The following is an 18,073-nucleotide window of genomic DNA, read 5'->3' on the forward strand; positions in this document are numbered from 1 at the left end:
CCTGGAGGCCCACGCTCAACCTGCAGCCCCGCAGCTGCCCGGCCTTGACGCCCCCTACTGGCCAGAGCGCTTCGAGCGCTACTACCGCCAGCAGGGCGCCTGGACCGGCGAAACCCTCGATGCCTGTATCGCCCGCCATGCCGGCCACGCCCCCGAGCGGATCGCCTTGACTGACGGGGAGCGCAGCCTTACCTACGCCGAACTGCACAGCCGCTGCAACCAACTGGCCGACGGATTCACCCGCCTGGGGCTACGGCCGGGCGATCGTATCGTGGTGCAACTGCCCAACGTGCTGGAGTTCATCGAGACCACCTTCGCGCTGTTCCGTCTTGGCGTGGTCCCGGTGTTCGCCCTGCCCACCGATCGGCGCAACGAGATCACCCATATTGTCCAGGCCAGCAAGGCCGTCGCGTACCTGATCAAGGATCACGCCCTGGGCTTCGACTATCGGGAGATCGCCCGCGAGCTGCAAACCCTGCCGGATGCGATTCGTCACGTGATCGTACTGGGCGAAGCCGCAGAGTTCACACCCTATGCCAGCCTGTATGGCCGCGACCTTCCTGTTCCGGCCACAGACAGCCGCGCCCCAGCGCTGATCACGCTTTCTGGCGGCAGCACTGCCATGCCCAAGTTGATCCTGCGCCGGCATGACGACTATCTGTACAGCATCCGGGTCAGCGCCAGCATCTGCCAGTTGAGCCCGCAAAGCGTCTACCTGTGCGTGCTGCCTGCCGGGCACAACTTCACACTCAGCTCCCCAGGGTTCATCGGAACCCTGCTTGCGGGCGGCCGTGTCGTGATGCAGGCAGACCCCAGCGGCTCGGCCTGCTTCGCCAGCATCGCCCGGGAAGGGGTGACCTTCACCGCCCTGGTCCCAAGCCTGGCGCAGGCCTGGCTGCACGCGCCACGCCAGCACGACCTGAGCAGCCTGCGCTTCCTGCAAGTGGGTGGCGCGCGCCTGAGCGACGAGGTGGCGGCACGCTTGAGCGAAAGCTTCGACTTCACTCTGCAGCAGGTCTATGGCATGTCCGAAGGGCTGGTCTGCTACACCGACCTCAAGGGCGACCTGGACCAACTGCTGCATACCCAAGGGCGGCCAATGAGCCCGCTGGACGAAATCCTGGTGGTCGATGACGACGATCTGCCGGTCGCCGTCGGGCAGCCAGGGCACCTGCTGGTACGTGGGCCATACACCATCCGTGGCTACCTCGACGCCCCCCAGCAAAATGCCCGGGCATTTACCGCTGATGGCTTCTATCGCACCGGCGATGTGGTTTGCCTGCGCGAGGACGGCTACCTGGTCGTCACCGGCCGCCACAAGGACCAGGTCAACCGTGGCGGTGAAAAAATTGCCGCAGAAGAGATCGAAGGCCACCTGCTGGCCCACCCCGGAGTGCTGGAAGCAGCAGTGATTGGCGTTCCCGACCCGCATCTGGGTGAGCGCACGTGTGCCGTCCTGGTCGTCGCCCCCGGCCAGGGCTGTGACACCGACACCCTGAAGGCCCATTTGCAGGCACGCGGCGTTGCTGCGCAGCGCATTCCCGATCAGTTCCAGTGGCTGCCCAGCCTGCCCAAGACCACCTTGGGCAAGACCGACAAGAAGGTACTGCGCCAGCAATTCGCGGCGTGAACCGCCCCATTTCGATTTCAAGGATACTTCGATGGCAATTCCACAGATTCAGCACTACCCGATTCCCGACCATGCCCCACTGAGCCGACCAGCGCTGCCTTGGTCACCTGCGCCTGAGCGGCTGGCCCTGCTGATCCATGACATGCAGAACCACTTTCTCAAGCCCTATGCCTCACCGGCCTTGGTCGATGCCCTGGTCAAGCGCATCCAGGCCCTGCGCGAAGCGTGCAATGCCCTTGGCATTCCAGTGTTCTATACCGCCCAGCCCGGCGACCAGCCCGTCGATTCACGTGGCCTGCTCTGCGACTTCTGGGGCCCGGGGTTGGCCGATGACGGCTTCAGCCCCAACATCGTCAGCGGGCTGGCACCCGATCCGCAGCGCGATGTGGTGCTGGTCAAGCATCGCTACAGTGCCTTCGCCCGCTCCGACCTGCTCGAGCGACTGCAAGCAGCCGGCCGCGACCAGCTGATCATCTGCGGTGTCTACGCCCATATCGGGTGCCTGGCCACCGCCACCGACGCCTTCATGGCAGACATCCAGCCGTTCGTCGTGGCCGATGCCCTGGCCGACTTTTCCCTGGAGCGTCACCAGTTGGCGCTGGAGCAGATGGCGCACTGTTCGAGCGTTGTGCTGTCGACGCAACAGCTGCTCGATACCCTCGCCCCGTCGAGCGTCGCCCATGACCTGCCGGGCGACGTCGCACGCTGCCTGGCGCTTCCCGTGAACCAGGTCGTGGACGTGGACGACCCGGTACAGCTGGGTCTGGACTCGGTGCGCTTGTTGATGCTGTTCGAGCAGTGGCAGCAAATCGGGCTGCCACTGACTTTCCTCGAACTGCTCGAGCGCCGCAGCATTCGCGCCTGGGTACAACTGGTCGACCGGCGCCTGCAAGCGCAAGCCGCGGGAGCCCCGGCATGAAGCGCTTCCTCGATAAATCCGTACTGGTAACCGGTGCCGCGCGCGGCATCGGTGCGGCAGTCGCCACGCGCCTGCTGGCCGAAGGCGCCACGGTAATCGCCCTGGACTGCGACAGTCAGGGCCTGGAGGCGCTCGCCGAACGCCTGCACTCGGACAACCTCAAGCTTCATTGCGCCGACATCACCGACCGGCAAAAGATCATGAGCCTGGTCGAACGCATCGACGAGCATTACTCACTCGATGGCCTGGTCAACGCCGCCGGCGTAATGGCGTCAGCGCCCTTCGAGCAGCTATCGGCACAGGCCTGGTTGCAGCTTTTCGAGGTCAACGTGCACGGCACCTTCCATGTTTCCCAGTCGGTCGCCCGATGCATGGTGCAACGGCGTCGGGGCGCCATCGTCAGCGTTGCCTCCAACGCCGCGAGCACTCCGCGGGTCAACCTGAGCGGCTACTGCGCTTCGAAGGCCGCGGTGGCCATGCTCACCCGCTGCATGGGCCTGGAGCTCGGCAAGCAGGGTGTGCGCTGCAACGTGGTATCGCCCGGCTCCACCCGTACTCCCATGCTGCACCAGCTGGCCGGCAGCGACGCCACCTTGGACCAGCGCATGGTCCAGGGTGATCTCGGCCTGCACCGCATCGGCATCCCGCTGGGCAAGATCGCCGAGCCCCAGGACATTGCTGCCGGCATTACTTTCCTGCTGTCGGACGATGCCAACCACATCACCTTGCAGGATCTGGTCATGGACGGCGGCGCCACCTTCGGCTGAGCGCCCATCAAGGACAGAGTGAGGCAGACTCCAATGAACATCACCGTTTCGCCCCTCCCCAGGCACGCGCCCAGCAGTGCTGAGGTTTCCCCTGGCCACGTGCGCCAGCTCCTGGACCAGGCCCTCTGCGGCGAAGGCTTCATCCAGTGGATTGAACTGCCGAGCGAGGCAGACCTGGATCGTCACGCCATCGAGATCACCAACCAGCGCCTGCGTCGTTACCTGCAATGGATGATTGCCGGCCCGATACTGACGATTCTGCACGTCACCCCAGCCCAGGCCAGGCAACTGCAGGGTATCAACGATGCCTACCTGGCCATCGGCACGAGCACCGGCCCCGACTGCGCAAGCACGTTGAGCCTGCTCGACAGCCAGCTGCTACCCGCCTGGCCGCATGCGACAGCCCGCCCCCTGTCACTGCAGGCGCATGGGCTCAGCCCGGAGCAAATCAGCCAACGGCTGGCCGACGCCAACCCGGGGAACCCCCACGGCCCAGCCCTGCTGCTATGCGATACGCCGCCACGACACGACGCCGGCCTCTGGCTGTTCGACCCACGCGACAACCTGTACGCCCTGCGCAACGTGGCGCAGCCACGCAGCCTCCCGCACGGCCTGGTGCACCGCTGGCAAGGCAGGCTCGGCCCAACGTCCCGGCCACCGCTACCCGCCCCCACGGACTTCGAAAAAGGACTGCAACTTTGCAGCCATCTGGCCCATGTATTGAGGGAGCCAACCTGCGCATGATCAGCCACTTTGACCTACTCCTCCCCGTGCCCGCGCTGGGCGTGCCCGATACCGGCATCGGGCTGCTCGCCGAACTGAGCAACGTCTTCCCGGAACTTGCCGGGCAGTTCAGCTGCGTGTTCAGCGAACACACCGATGGCTGTGACCGCTCACTGGTCGGGCTTGGCAGCCAGTATCGCCTGCGCGTGACTCGCGAAGCCCAGGCACTGCGCATCGACTGGCTGGACCAGGAGCGCGTGCTGCATCGCGACTCGCTGCACCTGGACAACGAGCGGCCGTTTCATGAGCAACTGTTCCAAGGGGTGGCACACGCCTGGAAAACCCTGGGCGATACCTCGCCAGAGCTGGCAGGTTTGCCCGGCAACGTGCCTCTGCTGGGTGGCTGGCGTTGTGCGACCCACCCCGAGCGCCTGACCGAGCCGATGATCATGACCCTGCCCCGCGTGTTTCTGTGGGTGGAGCATGGGCGTGTCCACGGCGCGAGCTTCGATCCAGCCCACAACCCGCTGATCGAGCAGGCCGTGGCGCGGCTGGCGCCGCGCACTTACCCGGCCTTGCCCGGCGTCAGCAGCTGCGAACTCATTCCGCAGTGCACCGACTACGTCGACAACCTGCTCGACCTCTTGAACGAGATGGCCGTCAGCGATTCGGACAAGGTCGTGATCGGGCGTGAAGTGCGCCTGCGCATGCGCGAAGCAGTAGACCCGTTGCAGTTGCTCGACCAGGTCGCACCCCGCCCCAACCCGCATTATGAGTACCTGTTCCGCTGGGATCAGGGGCCGGCATGGATCGGTATTTCACCGGAAACCCTGATCCGCACCGACGGCAGGAAAGTCGTCGTCGAACCCCTTGCCGGCACCCGTAAAGGCTCAAGCGAAGCGCTCAAGCGCGACCGCTACCGCCAGGAACTGCTGTCGGACAGCAAGGAGCTGGAAGAACACGAAACCGCTGCCCAGCTGTTTCTTGAACAGCTTCAACAGGTTTGCCGGCCGGGTTCCCTGGACATGCGCGAATCCAGGAATGTCATCGACCTGGGCTATGTGCAACACCTCAAGAGCCGCATCGAAGGTGAACTGGCCAGCGAAGCGAACGTGTTCGATGCCCTGGCCGCTGTCTACCCGCCGGCAACCATCTGGGGCAAGCCCCTGGCCATGAGCGGCGACCGCATCCGCCGCTTCGAGTACATCGACCGCGAGTTCTTCACCGGCGGCCTGGGCTACCTCACCCTCGAAGGCCGCTGCAACTTCGCCCTGGCAATCAGAACCGCCAAGGTGACAGAAGCGCATGTGCATATCTTTGCCGGCAGCGGCATCGTCAAGGCCAGTGACCCGTACCGGGAATGGCTGGAAACCGGCAACAAGATGAAACCGTACCTGCAAAACAGCTCTTGGACATATGAAGGGTGATAACGTCGCAACACCTTGCACAGGATTACGCAGGGCTCTCTACACCGGCACAACAGTGCCAACGTCAAACTACATGGACAGCAAAAACATGATCTCTATCGCTCTGCCGGATGGCAGCCGCAAGCAATTCCCGGAGCCACTCAACGTCCAGCAACTGGCACAGACCATCGGCAGCGGCTTGGCGGCCGCGACCCTGGCGGCAAAGGTCGACGGGCGTCTGGTCGATGCCTCGCACCTGCTGACCGGCGACAACACGGTCGAGATCATCACAACCAAAAGCGCAGATGCCCTGGAGATCATTCGCCACTCCACCGCGCACCTGATGGCACAGGCCGTCCAGCGCCTGTACCCGGGCACCCAGGTGACCATTGGCCCGGTGATCGACAACGGGTTCTACTACGACTTCGTGGCCGAGCGCCCTTTCAACCAGGACGACCTGCCGCTGATCGAGGCCGAGATGCAGCGGATCGTCGACAGCGCACTGGCCATCGAACGCCGGGAGCTGCCTCGCGCGCAGGCCATCGAGCTGTTCAGCAGCCTGGGTGAGTCGTACAAGGTGAAGATCATCGAGGATATCCCGGCAGGCGAAACCCTCTCGGTGTATCAACAAGGTGAGTTCATCGACCTGTGCCGTGGGCCACATGTGCCGGATACCGGCAAGCTTGGCGCGTTCAAACTGATGAAGGTGGCCGGGGCCTATTGGCGCGGCGACTCCAGCAACGCGATGCTCAGCCGCATCTACGGCACCGCCTGGTTGAACGACAAACAGCTCAAGGCTTACCTGTCGCAGCTGGAAGAAGCGGAGAAGCGCGACCACCGCAAGCTGGCCAAGCAGCTCGACCTGTTCCACCAGCAGGAGGAAGCGCCAGGCATGGTGTTCTGGCACCCCAAGGGCTGGGCGATCTGGCAGACCGTGGAGCAGTACATGCGCAAGGTGTACCGCGACAGCGGTTATCAGGAAGTGCGCTCCCCGCAGGTGGTGGACAGCTCGCTCTGGCGCCGGTCCGGGCACTGGGACAACTACAAGGAAAACATGTTCGTCACCGAATCGGAAAACCGCCAGTACGCGCTCAAGCCCATGAACTGCCCGGGCCACATTCAGATCTTCAAATTCGGCCTGCGCAGCCACCGCGAGCTGCCGATTCGTTACGGCGAGTTCGGTGGTTGCCACCGCAATGAACCTTCAGGGGCCCTGCACGGCATCATGCGGGTGCGTGCCTTCACCCAGGATGACGGGCATATCTTCTGTACCGAGCAGCAGATCGAGTCGGAGATCCGCACCTTCCATCACCAGGCACAGAAGGTCTACAAGGCCTTCGGCTTCGAGGATGTGGCGGTCAAGATCGCCTTGCGCCCGGAACCCAGCAAGCGCCTGGGCAGCGATGATGTCTGGGACAAAGCGGAAAACCAGCTGCGCTCGGCGCTGCGGGCCTGCGGCGTGAGCTGGGAGGAGCTGCCAGGCGAAGGCGCATTCTACAGCCCCAAGATCGAGTACCACCTGCGCGACGCCATTGGCCGGGAATGGCAGGTCGGCACCATCCAGGTCGACTACCACATGCCCGACCGTCTGGGCGCCGAGTACGTCGACGAACACTCACAGCGGCGCCGCCCGGTCATGCTTCACCGGGCAATCGTCGGCTCGTTGGAACGTTTCATCGGCATCCTCATCGAGCACCACGCAGGGGTTTTCCCAACCTGGCTGGCACCTGTGCAGGCCATGTTGCTGACCGTGACCGAGGCACAGAACGGCTATGCCGACCTGGTTCGCCAGCAGCTGTGTGACCGTGGGTTGCGAGTCGAGGCAGACCTGCGCAACGAGAAAATCGGCTACAAGATCCGCGAAAGCACGCTGCAGCGCGTGCCTTACCTACTGGTGATCGGCGACCGCGAGAAAGACAGCGGCACAGTCGCCGTCCGCAGCCGTGCCGGCGAGGACCTCGGCATACTCAGCGTCGATGACTTCGCCGAACTGCTGCTCAAGGACACCCAGATGCACTGATACGGCCCGCCGCAGGTTCTGAACCCACAGAGCCTGCGGCCAGACCAGGCATCAGCCGGTTTGCCACGGACGCTGAACTCAGGAGACCGTGATGTTCGAAGCCCCACCCGACTAGCGCGGCACGCCGCCTCCCTCTCGAGACCATTCTGCTTTGCCTTGCAGCTACGCGCATGCGTCGTCGGCTCGTGCCTGTGCGTCGACGGCAAAGCGCTGCTTACCCCCGTCAGCGGGCCCTCTGTTCTCCAGAACGACAACCAGGATGTCAGACATGAACACCATTGCCACTTTGCGTTCGCCCGCCCTTGCTTCAGCCAGCCGTACGGACATGGATGCCGTTACCCAGGCACTGCCCAGCGCCCAAGCGCTGAGGGCTGCGCTGCCACTGCACGAACACCTGGCAGTACAGGTGCAACGACAGCGCCAGCACGTTCGCGACATCATCCATGGCACCGACCCGCGCCTGCTCGTGATCGTCGGCCCTTGTTCGCTGCATCATGGCCAGGCTGCCGTCGAATATGGAGGAAAACTGGCCGAACTCGCCGACGAACTGCGTGACCGGCTGCTGATCGTCATGCGTGCCTATGTGGAAAAGCCACGGACCACGGTCGGTTGGAAAGGCCTGATGTACGACCCCAACCTCGACGGCAGCGACGACATGCTGGCCGGCCTGGAGTTGTCCAGGTCGCTGATGCTGGAGCTGGTCGGGCTCGGCCTGCCGTTAGCCTGTGAGATGTTGCAACCCATGGCCGCACAGTATTTCAGCGACCTGCTGAGCTGGGTCGCGATCGGTGCCAGGACCTGTGAATCGCAGATCCATCGCGAGCTGATCAGCAGCCTGGACGTACCGGCGGGTTTCAAGAACGGCACCGATGGCGGCCTGGGGGTGGCCTGCGACGCCATCAACAGCGCTGCCCACCCGCACCGCTATTTCGGCATCGACCTGTATGGCCAGCCGGCGCTGATCAGCAGCACCGGCAACCGCGATAGTCATCTGGTGCTACGCGGTGGACGTAACGGCCCTAACCATCACGCCGACTCCGTCGCCCAGGCACGCGCGCAGCTCATGGCCGCCGGCATCGCCCCACGCTTGCTGGTGGATTGCAGCCATGCCAACAGCAACAAGGACTTTACCCGTCAACCACAGGTACTGGAGCAAGTGCTGGCACAGCGCCAGGCAGGTAACCATGACCTGTTCGGTGTCATGCTGGAGAGCAATCTGAACCCCGGCCGGCAGGACCTTTCGAGGCAACTGCGCTACGGCGTGTCCATTACCGACGCCTGCCTCGGCTGGGACGATACCCGCACGCTGTTGCGCCGCGCCGCCGAACGGGTCTGAAACCGAGCGGCTCGGCCCTGCTTTGCGGCCGATGCAGCGGCCTGCTGAAGGCACCTTCCTGGAGGCATCTCCTTCAAGGTCGTGGAAGGGTCGGATCGAGCGCCGTGCGGGCGGCGCTCGATCTGCTCGAACACCTTGAAAGGCATGGCTTCTCAAGGTGCCTTTTTCATATGCAGAAACGCTTTACATGCTGCCAATTCATCAGGTTAGAATCGATTGGCACGCGACCTGCTAGTTCACACCTTCAGGTCCCTTCCCCCGCGATGTACCGGAGTAACTGCCTTTGGATGCAAGCACCATCAACAGCCTGTTCTTGATCGGCGCATTGCTGGTGGGTGCAAGTATCCTGGTCAGCTCGCTGTCATCGCGCCTGGGCATCCCGATCCTGGTCATCATCCTCGCCGTCGGCATGGTCGCCGGCGTGGACGGCGGCGGCATCATCTTCAACAACTACCCGACCGCCTACCTGGTAGGCAACCTGGCGCTGGCGGTGATCCTGCTCGACGGCGGCCTGCGCACCCGGGTCGCAAGCTTTCGCGTAGCCCTGTGGCCGGCGCTGTCGCTGGCCACGGTGGGCGTGATGATCACCACCGCGCTGACCGGCATGGTCGCCGCCTGGCTGTTCAACCTGAGCATGATCCAAGGCCTGCTGATCGGCGCCATCGTCGGCTCCACCGACGCGGCGGCAGTGTTCTCGCTGCTCGGCGGCAAAGGCCTCAACGAACGGGTCACCGCCACCCTGGAAATCGAGTCGGGCAGCAACGACCCGATGGCGGTGTTCCTCACCGTCACCCTGATCGACATGATCGCCAGCGGCCAGACCGGCCTGCACTGGAGCCTGCTCACCCACCTGCTGCGCGAATTCGGCATCGGTACGCTGCTGGGCCTGGGCGGCGGCTGGCTGATGCTGCAGCTGGTCAACCGCATCAACCTGGCTGGCGGCCTGTACCCGATCCTGGTGATAGCCGGCGGCCTTGCGGTGTTCTCGCTGACCAACGCCCTGCACGGCAGCGGCTTCCTCGCCGTCTACCTGTGCGGCCTGGTGCTGGGCAACAAGCCGGTGCGCAGCCGCCATGGCATCCTGCACATGCTCGACGGCATGGCCTGGCTTGCGCAGATCGGCATGTTCCTGGTGCTGGGCCTCTTGGTCACGCCCCACGACCTGCTGCCCATCGCCCTGCCGGCATTGGGCCTGGCGCTGTGGATGATCGTGGTTGCAAGGCCGCTGTCGGTGGTCGCCGCGCTGCTGCCGTTCAAGGCCTTCCATGGCCGTGAAAAGGGCTTCATCAGCTGGGTCGGCCTGCGCGGCGCGGTACCGATCATCCTCGCGGTGTTCCCGCTGATGGCCGGGCTGCCGGACGCGCAGCTGTTCTTCAACCTGGCGTTCTTCATCGTGCTGGTGTCGCTGCTGGTGCAAGGCACCAGCCTGCCGTGGATGGCCAAGCTGCTCAAGGTCACGGTACCGCCAGACCCGGCACCGATTTCGCGCTCGGCGCTGGAAGTGCACATCACCAGCGAGTGGGAGCTGTTCGTCTACCGCCTGGGCGCCGAGAAGTGGTGCATCGGCGCCGCCCTGCGTGAGCTGAAGATGCCCGAGGGCACGCGCATCGCCGCGCTGTTTCGCAGCGAACAACTGCTGCACCCTTCGGGCAGTACCGTGCTGGAAGTCGGCGACATGCTTTGCGTGATCGGCCACGAACACAACCTGCCGGCGCTGGGCAAGCTGTTCAGCCAGGCACCGCAACGTGGCCTGGACCTGCGCTTCTTCGGTGACTTCGTCCTCGAAGGCGATGCCGAACTGGGCGCGGTGGCCGCACTTTATGGCCTGAAACTCGACGGCCTGGACGCGAAAATGCCGCTGGCGCAGTTCATCCGACAGAAGGTCGGAGGCGCTCCAGTAGTAGGCGACCAGATCGAATGGCACGGCACGATCTGGACCGTCGCGGTCATGGACGGGAACAAGATCCAGAAAGTCGGCGTCAGATTCCCCGAAGGTACCCGGCCTGGCCCCGGCTTGTTCCTCTAAACTCCGATTTGCCCCGTAGCACAAGAATCCTGCCTATGTCCCTGCGCCATTACTGCCGCGCAGCCCTGCTGGGGCTGTGCCTGACCCTCTCGTTCGCGGCCACCGCGGCGGAGGTCCCGACCACCTCGGGTATCCAGAACAGCCTCGACAAGATCGCCGAGCGCAAGCTGCCCGAAGCCGAACAGAAGGCAGTGCAGCAAGTGCTGGAGCAGACCCTGGCACTGCTGGCCAGCAAGGAGGACAGCGAGAAAAAACTCGAAGCCCTCAAGCAGCAACTGGCCACTGCCCCCCAGGAAACCCGCGACAGCCAGCGCGAGCTGGACAAGCTCAAGAACGCCAGCGCCATACCCGTGGCCCAACGCTATGCCAGCCTTACGGTGCCGCAGCTCGAACAGATGCTCAGCGAGCGCAGCACCCAGCAGGGCGAGTTGCAAAAGGCCCTGTCCGAAGCCAACAGCCTGATCATCAACTCGCAGACCCGGCCCGAACGGGCCCAGGCCGAGATCAGCAGCAGCCAGACCCGCGCCCAGCAGATCAACAACAGCCTCAAGAGCGGCAAGGACGGCGGCAAGGCGCTGACCAGCGACCTGCGCAACCAGCTCAACGCCGAGCTGGCCTCGCTCAACGCCCTGACCCTGCTGCGCCGCCAGGAACTGGCCGCCAACAGCCTGCTGCAAGACTTGGGCAACGCCCGTCACGACCTGCTGATCGCCCGCGCCGCGCGGCTGGAGCAAGAGATCCAGGACCTGCAGACGCTGATCAACGACAAGCGCCTGGCCCAATCCCAGCAGGCTGTCACCCAGCAGTCGATCGAAGCGCAGAAGGCCGGCGGCAGCACCGTGCTGGCCAACGAGAGCACCGCCAACCTCAAGCTGTCGGATTACCTGCTCAAGAGCACCGACCGCCTGAACGAGCTGACCCAGCAGAACCTCAGGACCAAGCAGCAGCTGGACAGCCTGACCCAGGCCGACCAGGCACTGGACGAGCAGATCAACGTGCTCAAGGGCAGCCTGCTGCTGTCGAAGATCCTCTACAAACAGAAGCAGGCCCTGCCGCACCTGAAAGTCGACCGCGACCTGGCCGACCAGATCGCCGATATCCGCCTGTACCAGTTCGAGATCAACCAGCAACGCGAGCAGATGAGCAGCCCGTCCAGCTATGTCGACAAGCTGCTGGCCAGCCAGCCGCAGGAAGACGCCACACCGCAGTTGCGCAAGGCCCTGCTGGAAGTGGCGATCACCCGTGGCGACCTGCTCGAACGCCTGAACCGCGAGCTTTCCGCGCTGCTCAACGAATCGATCACCCTGCAACTGAACCAGAAGCAACTGCTCGGCACCGCCCAGAACCTGCGCACCACCCTGGACGAGCAGATGTTCTGGATCCCCAGCAACAAGCCGCTGGACTGGGAATGGCTGCGCTTCGTGCCGGAGCGCCTGGCCGACCAGGTCGCCAGCCTGCCCTGGGGCTCGGGGATCAAGGAACTGGCGGACGGCCTCAGCCAGCGCCCGCTGCTGTTCCTGCCGCTGCTGCTGGTGATCGGCGCCCTGCTGTGGCGACGCAAGTACCTGTACCAACGCCTGGGCAAGGTTCACCAGGACATCGGCCACTTCAAGCGTGACAGCCAGTGGCACACGCCCCAGGCGATCCTGATCAACATCCTCCTGGCCATGCCGGTGGCCCTGGCCCTGGCGCTGGGCAGCTACGCCCTGCAGATCGACGCCCGCGGGCAAAACGCCAACCTCGGCGCCGCCCTCTGGCAACTGGCCCAGGCCTGGCTGGTGTTCTACACCGCCTACCGCATCCTCGCCCCGGGTGGCGTGGCCGAGATCCACTTCCGCTGGCACAAGCCGCAGGTCGAGTTCCTGCGTGGCTGGGTGCGCCGGCTGGGCACCGTGGTGCTGGCCCTGGTGGGCGTGGTGGCGGTGGCCGAACACCAGCCCTCGGCACTGGCCGACGACGTGCTGGGCATCGGCGTGGTGCTGGCCTGCTATGCGCTGATGGCCTGGCTGCTCAGCCGCCTGCTGCTGAGCAGCCCGGCGCACCGCGACACCTCGCTGTTCCGCCGCGCGGTCGGGGTGGCCTTCACCGCCCTGCCCATCGCCCTGTTCGTGGCGGTGTGCTTCGGCTACTACTACACCGCGCTCAAACTCACCGACCGCCTGATCTACACCCTCTATCTGCTGCTGTTCTGGCTGGTGATCGAGGCCGCCTTCGTGCGCGGCCTGTCGGTGGCGGCGCGGCGCCTGGCCTACCAGCGCGCCCTGAGCAAACGCCAGGCGGCCAAGGAAGGCCTGGACGGCGAAGTGCCGGTCGAGGAGCCGACCCTGGACATCGAGCAGGTCAACCAGCAGTCCCTGCGCCTGATCCGCCTGGCCCTGCTGGGTGGTTTCATCGCCGGCCTGTACTGGGTGTGGGCAGACCTGATCTCGGTGTTCTCCTACCTCAACAACTTCACCCTCTACGAATACACCAGCGGCACCGGCGCCGCCGCCAGCATGGTGCCGATCAGCCTCGGCGACCTGCTGGGGGCGCTGGTGATCGTCGGCATCACCTTCGCCCTGGCCGGCAACCTGCCAGGCCTGCTCGAAGTGCTGGTGCTGTCGCGGCTCAACCTGGCTCAGGGCAGCGCCTACGCCACCACCACGTTGCTGTCGTACATCATCGTCGGGGTCGGCATCGTCAGCACCCTGTCGACCCTCGGGGTCAGCTGGGACAAACTGCAATGGCTGGTGGCGGCGCTGTCGGTGGGCCTGGGCTTCGGCATGCAGGAGATCTTCGCCAACTTCATCTCCGGCATCATGATCCTGTTCGAGCGCCCGGTACGGATCGGCGACACCATCACCATCGGCAACCTGTCCGGCACGGTGAGCAAGATCCGCATCCGCGCCACCACCATCACCGACTTCGACCGCAAGGACATCATCGTCCCCAACAAGACCTTCATCACCGGCCAGCTGATCAACTGGTCGCTGACCGACACGGTCACCCGCGTGACGCTGAAGCTGGGCATCGACTACGGCTCGGACCTGGACCTGGTGCGCGATATCCTGCTCAAGGGCGCCCACGAGAACCCGCGGGTGCTCAAGGACCCGGAGCCGATCGTGTACTTCCTCAACTTCGGCGAGAGTTCGCTGGACCATGAACTGCGCATGCACGTGCGCGACCTGGGCGACCGCAACCCGACGCTGGATGAGCTCAACCGCTACATCAATCGGGAGTTCAAGGCGCACGACATCAAGATCTCGGTACGCCAGGTGGAGGTGTTCGTGATGGATACCAAGGGCGGCAAGCAGCAACTGATCCCGATGGAGCAGCCGAAGCCGGATGGCACGCCGGGCGCCTGACCGGCCTCAGATCCTTTATCCTGTCGAGAATCGCTGCGAGGGCTGCGCCCTCGTTCGCGGGTAAACCCGCTCCCACAGAGCCAGCGCGATCCCTGTGGGAGCGGGTTTACCCGCGAAGGGCCGCAAAGCGGCCCCAATCGCACCGAATCCAGGAGCAGGCCCCGTGAAGTCCCTCGACCACCTCAGCTTCGACAACCGCTTCGCCCAGCTCGGCGACGCCTTCTCCACCCAGGTTCTGCCCGAGCCGATCGCCGAGCCGCGTCTGGTCGTCGCCAGCACCTCGGCCATGGCCCTGCTCGACCTCGACCCGGCCCAGGCCGAGCTGCCGGTATTCGCCGAGCTGTTCGGCGGCCACAAGCTATGGGAACAAGCCGACCCGCGGGCGATGGTCTATTCCGGCCACCAGTTCGGCTCGTACAACCCGCGCCTGGGCGATGGCCGCGGTCTGCTGCTGGGCGAAGTACTCAACGACGCCGGCGAGCACTGGGACCTGCACCTCAAGGGCGCCGGCCAGACCCCCTACTCGCGCATGGGCGACGGCCGCGCGGTGCTGCGCTCGTCGATCCGTGAGTTCCTCGCTTCCGAAGCCCTGCACGCCCTGGGCATTCCCAGCAGCCGCGCACTGTGCGTGATCGGCTCGAGCACCCCGGTGTGGCGCGAAACCCGCGAAAGTGCCGCCATGCTCCTGCGCCTGGCCCAGAGCCACGTGCGCTTCGGCCACTTCGAATACTTCTACTACACCAAGCAGCCCGAGCAGCAGCGGGTGCTGATCGACCATGTGCTGGACCAGCACTACCCCGAATGCCGCGACGCCGAGCAGCCCTACCTGGCCATGTTCCGCACCATCGTCGAGCGCAACGCCGAGCTGATCGCCCGCTGGCAGGCCTATGGCTTCTGCCATGGGGTGATGAACACCGACAACATGTCGATCCTTGGCATCACCTTCGACTTCGGCCCTTACGCCTTCCTCGACGACTTCGACGCCAACTTCATCTGCAACCACTCCGACGACCGTGGCCGCTACAGCTATGCCAACCAGGTGCCGATCGCTCACTGGAACCTGAGCGCCCTGGCCCAGGCCCTGACCACGGTGATAGAGGTCGAGCCGCTTAAAGAAGTGCTGGCGCTGTTCCTGCCGCTGTACCAGGCCCACTACCTCGACCTGATGCGCCGCCGCCTGGGCCTGACCACGGCAGAAGATGACGACATGGCGTTGGTAGAACGCCTGCTGCAGCGCATGCAAAGCGGTGGCGTGGACTACACCTTGTTCTTCCGCAAGCTCGGCGACCAGCCAGCGGCCGAAGCGCTGCAAGTGGTACGCGATGACTTCGTCGACCTGGCCGGTTTCGACGCCTGGGGCGCCGAGTACCTGGCACGCTGCCAGCGTGAGCCGGGTAACGCCGAGGGGCGGCGTGAGCGGATGCATGCGGTCAATCCGTTGTATGTGCTGCGCAATTACCTGGCGCAGAAGGCCATCGAGGCGGCGGAGGCGGGTGACTACAGTGAAGTGCGGCGGCTGCATCAGGTGTTGAGCAAGCCGTTCGAGGAACAGGCCGGCATGCAGGCTTATGCCGAGCGGCCGCCGGAGTGGGGCAAGCATCTGGAGATAAGCTGCTCTTCCTGACATTCACCTGTGGGAGCGGGCTTGCCCCGCGATAGCGTCAGCCGCTACAACGTCACTGCCTGATCTGACGCCATCGCGGGGCAAGCCCGCTCCCACGCCCCCCTTGGAGCAATACATGACTGCAACCCTGGTAATCCCCTGCCCCCACTGCAACGGCCTCAGCCGCCTGCCCGCCGACCGCCTGGGCGACAGCCCGAAATGCGGCCGCTGCAAGCAGGACATGCTGTTGTCCCGCCCCTTCGACCTGACCGAAGCCAACTACGCCGCCCAGATCAAGGGCGACCTGCCGCTGCTGCTGGATGTGTGGGCCGACTGGTGTGGCCCGTGCAAGAGCTTCGCCCCGACCTTCGAACAGGCGGCCCGCCAGCTGGCTGGCCGTTGCCGCCTGGCCAAACTCGACAGCGAGGCCAATCGCAATCTTGCCGGGCAACTGGGCATTCGGTCGATTCCTAGCTTGATTCTGTTCAAGAATGGCCGTGAAGTGACTCGCCAGGCCGGCGCGTTTCCACTCCAGTCGCTGCTGGAGTGGCTGCGTGGGCAAGGGGTCTAGAGAGGGGTTTATTACGCTCCCGCAAGGAGCGACTCGTAGGGGATCCTCAAGCCATCGTGAAGGCGCTTGATCATCGAAAGACTCAGGCCACGCTTGCCATTCAACACTTCGGAAACGCGTCCACTCGGGCCGATGTAGCGCTCAAGATCACGTGCTGTAAGCCCCTGTTGATCCATGCAGAACTTGATAGCCTCGATAGGGTCGGCGGCCTGAATGGGATAGTGTTTGTTCTCATAGACTTCGATCAATGTAACAAGCACTTCCATTTCATCCGCCTCGGGCGTGCCGGGCTCGGCCTGGAAAATGGCCTCTAACCGTTTGAACGCGGCCTGCAGATCATCATCACTGCGGATAGGCTTAATATTCATTGATCGTCTCCACATCGATCTCGTCATAACGCCTGTGCGTGCCGACGAACTTCACCCAGGCAATGCCGGCCCGGTACTGCATTTCCACCACGAGGCGGTACTTGTTGCCCCCGATGTTGAACACCACTCGATTGTTGGCACAAACACTGGCAGTTCTGATCTGAGCCTTCACGTCCTGGGGAGAAGACCAGTCTGCCTTGAGCACCAAGTCATGCCAGCTTTCAAGCGGGGCCTTGGCATCCTCATGCCCAGGCATTTCCCAAAACTTGACCAACGTTCGCTTAGCAATTATCCGCATCCCAGCGCAATCTCCCGTTTTGGGAGATATTAGACAGCTGCTGCGAGACCTGCAAGTACGGTTACGTCTGCGCTAAGCGCTACGTTCGAGCAGATCATGCAACTCAACAAACTGCTGAGTCAGCTTATGCCGTGGCTCCAGATGGATCAGCGGCAAACTGGCATGGTGGGATTCGCGCATCTTCACCGAACTGCTCAGATACACCGGCAGCACCGGCAACCCCTCGGCCAGCAATTCATCGAGCATCTGCTGCGGCAGGCTGGCGCGTGACTGGAACTGGTTGACCACGATGCCTTCGACCACCAGTTCGTCGTTGTGGTCTTCCTTCAAATCGTCGATCTCGGCCAGCAGGCCATACAGGGCCTGACGCGAGAAGCTGTCGCAGTCGAAGGGGATCAACACGCGATCAGCGGCGATCAGCGCGGAAACGGCATAGAAATTAAGGGCCGGCGGGGTATCGATGTAGATCCGCTCGTAGTCCTCGTCCAGCTCTTCGAGCAGTTTGCGCAGCTTGTTGATCTTGTGCTTGGCCTCGAGCTTGGGCTGCAGGTCGGCCAGCTCTGCCGTGGCGGTGACCACATGCAGGTTGTCGAACGGTGTTTCGTAGATATCGACCTTGTTCTTCTTGGCGAACGGGCCGCTGGACAGCGACTGCTTGAAGAAGTCGGCGATGCCCATGGGGATGTCGTCGCCGGTCAGGCCGGTCAGGTACTGGGTCGAGTTGGCCTGGGCATCCAGGTCGATCAGCAGGGTCCGATAGCCTTCGCTGGCACTCACCGCCGCCAGATTGCAGGCAATGCTCGATTTGCCCACGCCACCTTTCTGATTGAACACCACGCGCCGCATGTCAGACCTCCGTGTATCAACGAATGCCCGAGTATGTGGCGACACTGCGCCATTGGCCAGCGTTGTTCGCTCAAGTTGACGGCATGCAGCCCGACAACCTGCGCGTAACCGACTGTCGGAAACCGTGCAGCCATGGAAGCGGACATGACGCATATGCGTGTGGATGTTGTCCGATAGCCATCATGTGGATTGATACACGTCCCGTGCACCGGGATA

General features: G+C 64.0%; 14 protein-coding genes. 11 read left to right on the forward strand and 3 right to left on the reverse strand.

What is annotated here, in order from left to right; translation table 11 throughout:
* The first annotated feature begins 1 nt into the window (after position 1).
* From F6X61_RS27655 to trxC, 11 genes are all read left to right on the forward strand, one after another.
* The gene (locus F6X61_RS27655; protein ID WP_371923727.1) at positions 2–1,630 is read left to right on the forward strand and encodes a (2,3-dihydroxybenzoyl)adenylate synthase; all 1,629 of its coding nucleotides are present in this window, start codon (positions 2–4) and stop codon (positions 1,628–1,630) included.
* A 31-nt stretch (positions 1,631–1,661) separates the two neighbouring features.
* Entirely contained in the window at positions 1,662–2,549 is an 888-nt protein-coding gene (locus tag F6X61_RS19545; RefSeq protein WP_153788017.1) for an isochorismatase family protein, read from the forward strand.
* Positions 2,546–3,316: a 2,3-dihydro-2,3-dihydroxybenzoate dehydrogenase gene (locus F6X61_RS19550; RefSeq protein ID WP_153788018.1), complete on the forward strand. Its 771-nt coding sequence runs from the start codon at positions 2,546–2,548 to the stop codon at positions 3,314–3,316. The genes F6X61_RS19545 and F6X61_RS19550 overlap by 4 nt, the downstream gene beginning before the upstream one ends.
* Before the next feature lie 99 nt (positions 3,317–3,415).
* Positions 3,416–4,060 (forward strand): hypothetical protein, encoded by a 645-nt coding sequence (locus F6X61_RS27035; protein WP_178125856.1) that lies wholly within the window; start codon positions 3,416–3,418, stop codon positions 4,058–4,060.
* The gene (locus F6X61_RS19555) at positions 4,057–5,466 is read left to right on the forward strand and encodes a chorismate-binding protein (protein ID WP_178125857.1); all 1,410 of its coding nucleotides are present in this window, start codon (positions 4,057–4,059) and stop codon (positions 5,464–5,466) included. Before F6X61_RS27035 ends, F6X61_RS19555 begins: the two co-directional genes overlap by 4 nt.
* An 88-nt stretch (positions 5,467–5,554) precedes the next feature.
* Complete coding sequence (thrS, locus tag F6X61_RS19560; protein WP_153788020.1) at positions 5,555–7,465, forward strand: threonine--tRNA ligase; 1,911 nt, start codon at positions 5,555–5,557, stop codon at positions 7,463–7,465.
* 268 nt (positions 7,466–7,733) lie between these two features.
* Entirely contained in the window at positions 7,734–8,801 is a 1,068-nt protein-coding gene (locus F6X61_RS19565; RefSeq protein ID WP_153788021.1) for a 3-deoxy-7-phosphoheptulonate synthase, read from the forward strand.
* Between the two features lie 283 nt (positions 8,802–9,084).
* On the forward strand, positions 9,085–10,827 hold the full coding sequence (locus F6X61_RS19570) for a potassium/proton antiporter (protein WP_110995330.1): 1,743 nt from the start codon (positions 9,085–9,087) through the stop codon (positions 10,825–10,827).
* Positions 10,828–10,862: 35 nt separating this feature from the next.
* Positions 10,863–14,171 (forward strand): mechanosensitive channel MscK, encoded by a 3,309-nt coding sequence (mscK, locus tag F6X61_RS19575; RefSeq protein WP_153788022.1) that lies wholly within the window; start codon positions 10,863–10,865, stop codon positions 14,169–14,171.
* A 163-nt stretch (positions 14,172–14,334) separates the two neighbouring features.
* On the forward strand, positions 14,335–15,795 hold the full coding sequence (gene selO, locus F6X61_RS19580; RefSeq protein WP_153788023.1) for a protein adenylyltransferase SelO: 1,461 nt from the start codon (positions 14,335–14,337) through the stop codon (positions 15,793–15,795).
* Between the two features lie 115 nt (positions 15,796–15,910).
* The gene (gene trxC, locus F6X61_RS19585; protein WP_153788024.1) at positions 15,911–16,345 is read left to right on the forward strand and encodes a thioredoxin TrxC; all 435 of its coding nucleotides are present in this window, start codon (positions 15,911–15,913) and stop codon (positions 16,343–16,345) included.
* A gap of 11 nt (positions 16,346–16,356) precedes the next feature.
* Here trxC and F6X61_RS19590 read toward each other — a convergent pair whose 3' ends face one another.
* The 3 genes from F6X61_RS19590 to F6X61_RS19600 form a co-directional block, all read right to left on the reverse strand.
* Positions 16,357–16,713: a type II toxin-antitoxin system HigA family antitoxin gene (locus tag F6X61_RS19590; protein WP_153788025.1), complete on the reverse strand. Its 357-nt coding sequence runs from the start codon at positions 16,711–16,713 to the stop codon at positions 16,357–16,359.
* Positions 16,703–17,011, reverse strand: a complete 309-nt coding sequence (locus F6X61_RS19595) for a type II toxin-antitoxin system HigB family toxin (protein WP_153788026.1) — start codon at positions 17,009–17,011, stop codon at positions 16,703–16,705. Before F6X61_RS19595 ends, F6X61_RS19590 begins: the two co-directional genes overlap by 11 nt.
* Before the next feature lie 72 nt (positions 17,012–17,083).
* Positions 17,084–17,857, reverse strand: a complete 774-nt coding sequence (locus F6X61_RS19600) for a ParA family protein (RefSeq protein ID WP_110995334.1) — start codon at positions 17,855–17,857, stop codon at positions 17,084–17,086.
* Between the last annotated feature and the right edge of the window lie 216 nt (positions 17,858–18,073).

Source organism: Pseudomonas sp. EMN2 (genome assembly GCF_009650555.1).
GTDB classification, from domain to species: domain Bacteria; phylum Pseudomonadota; class Gammaproteobacteria; order Pseudomonadales; family Pseudomonadaceae; genus Aquipseudomonas; species Aquipseudomonas sichuanensis.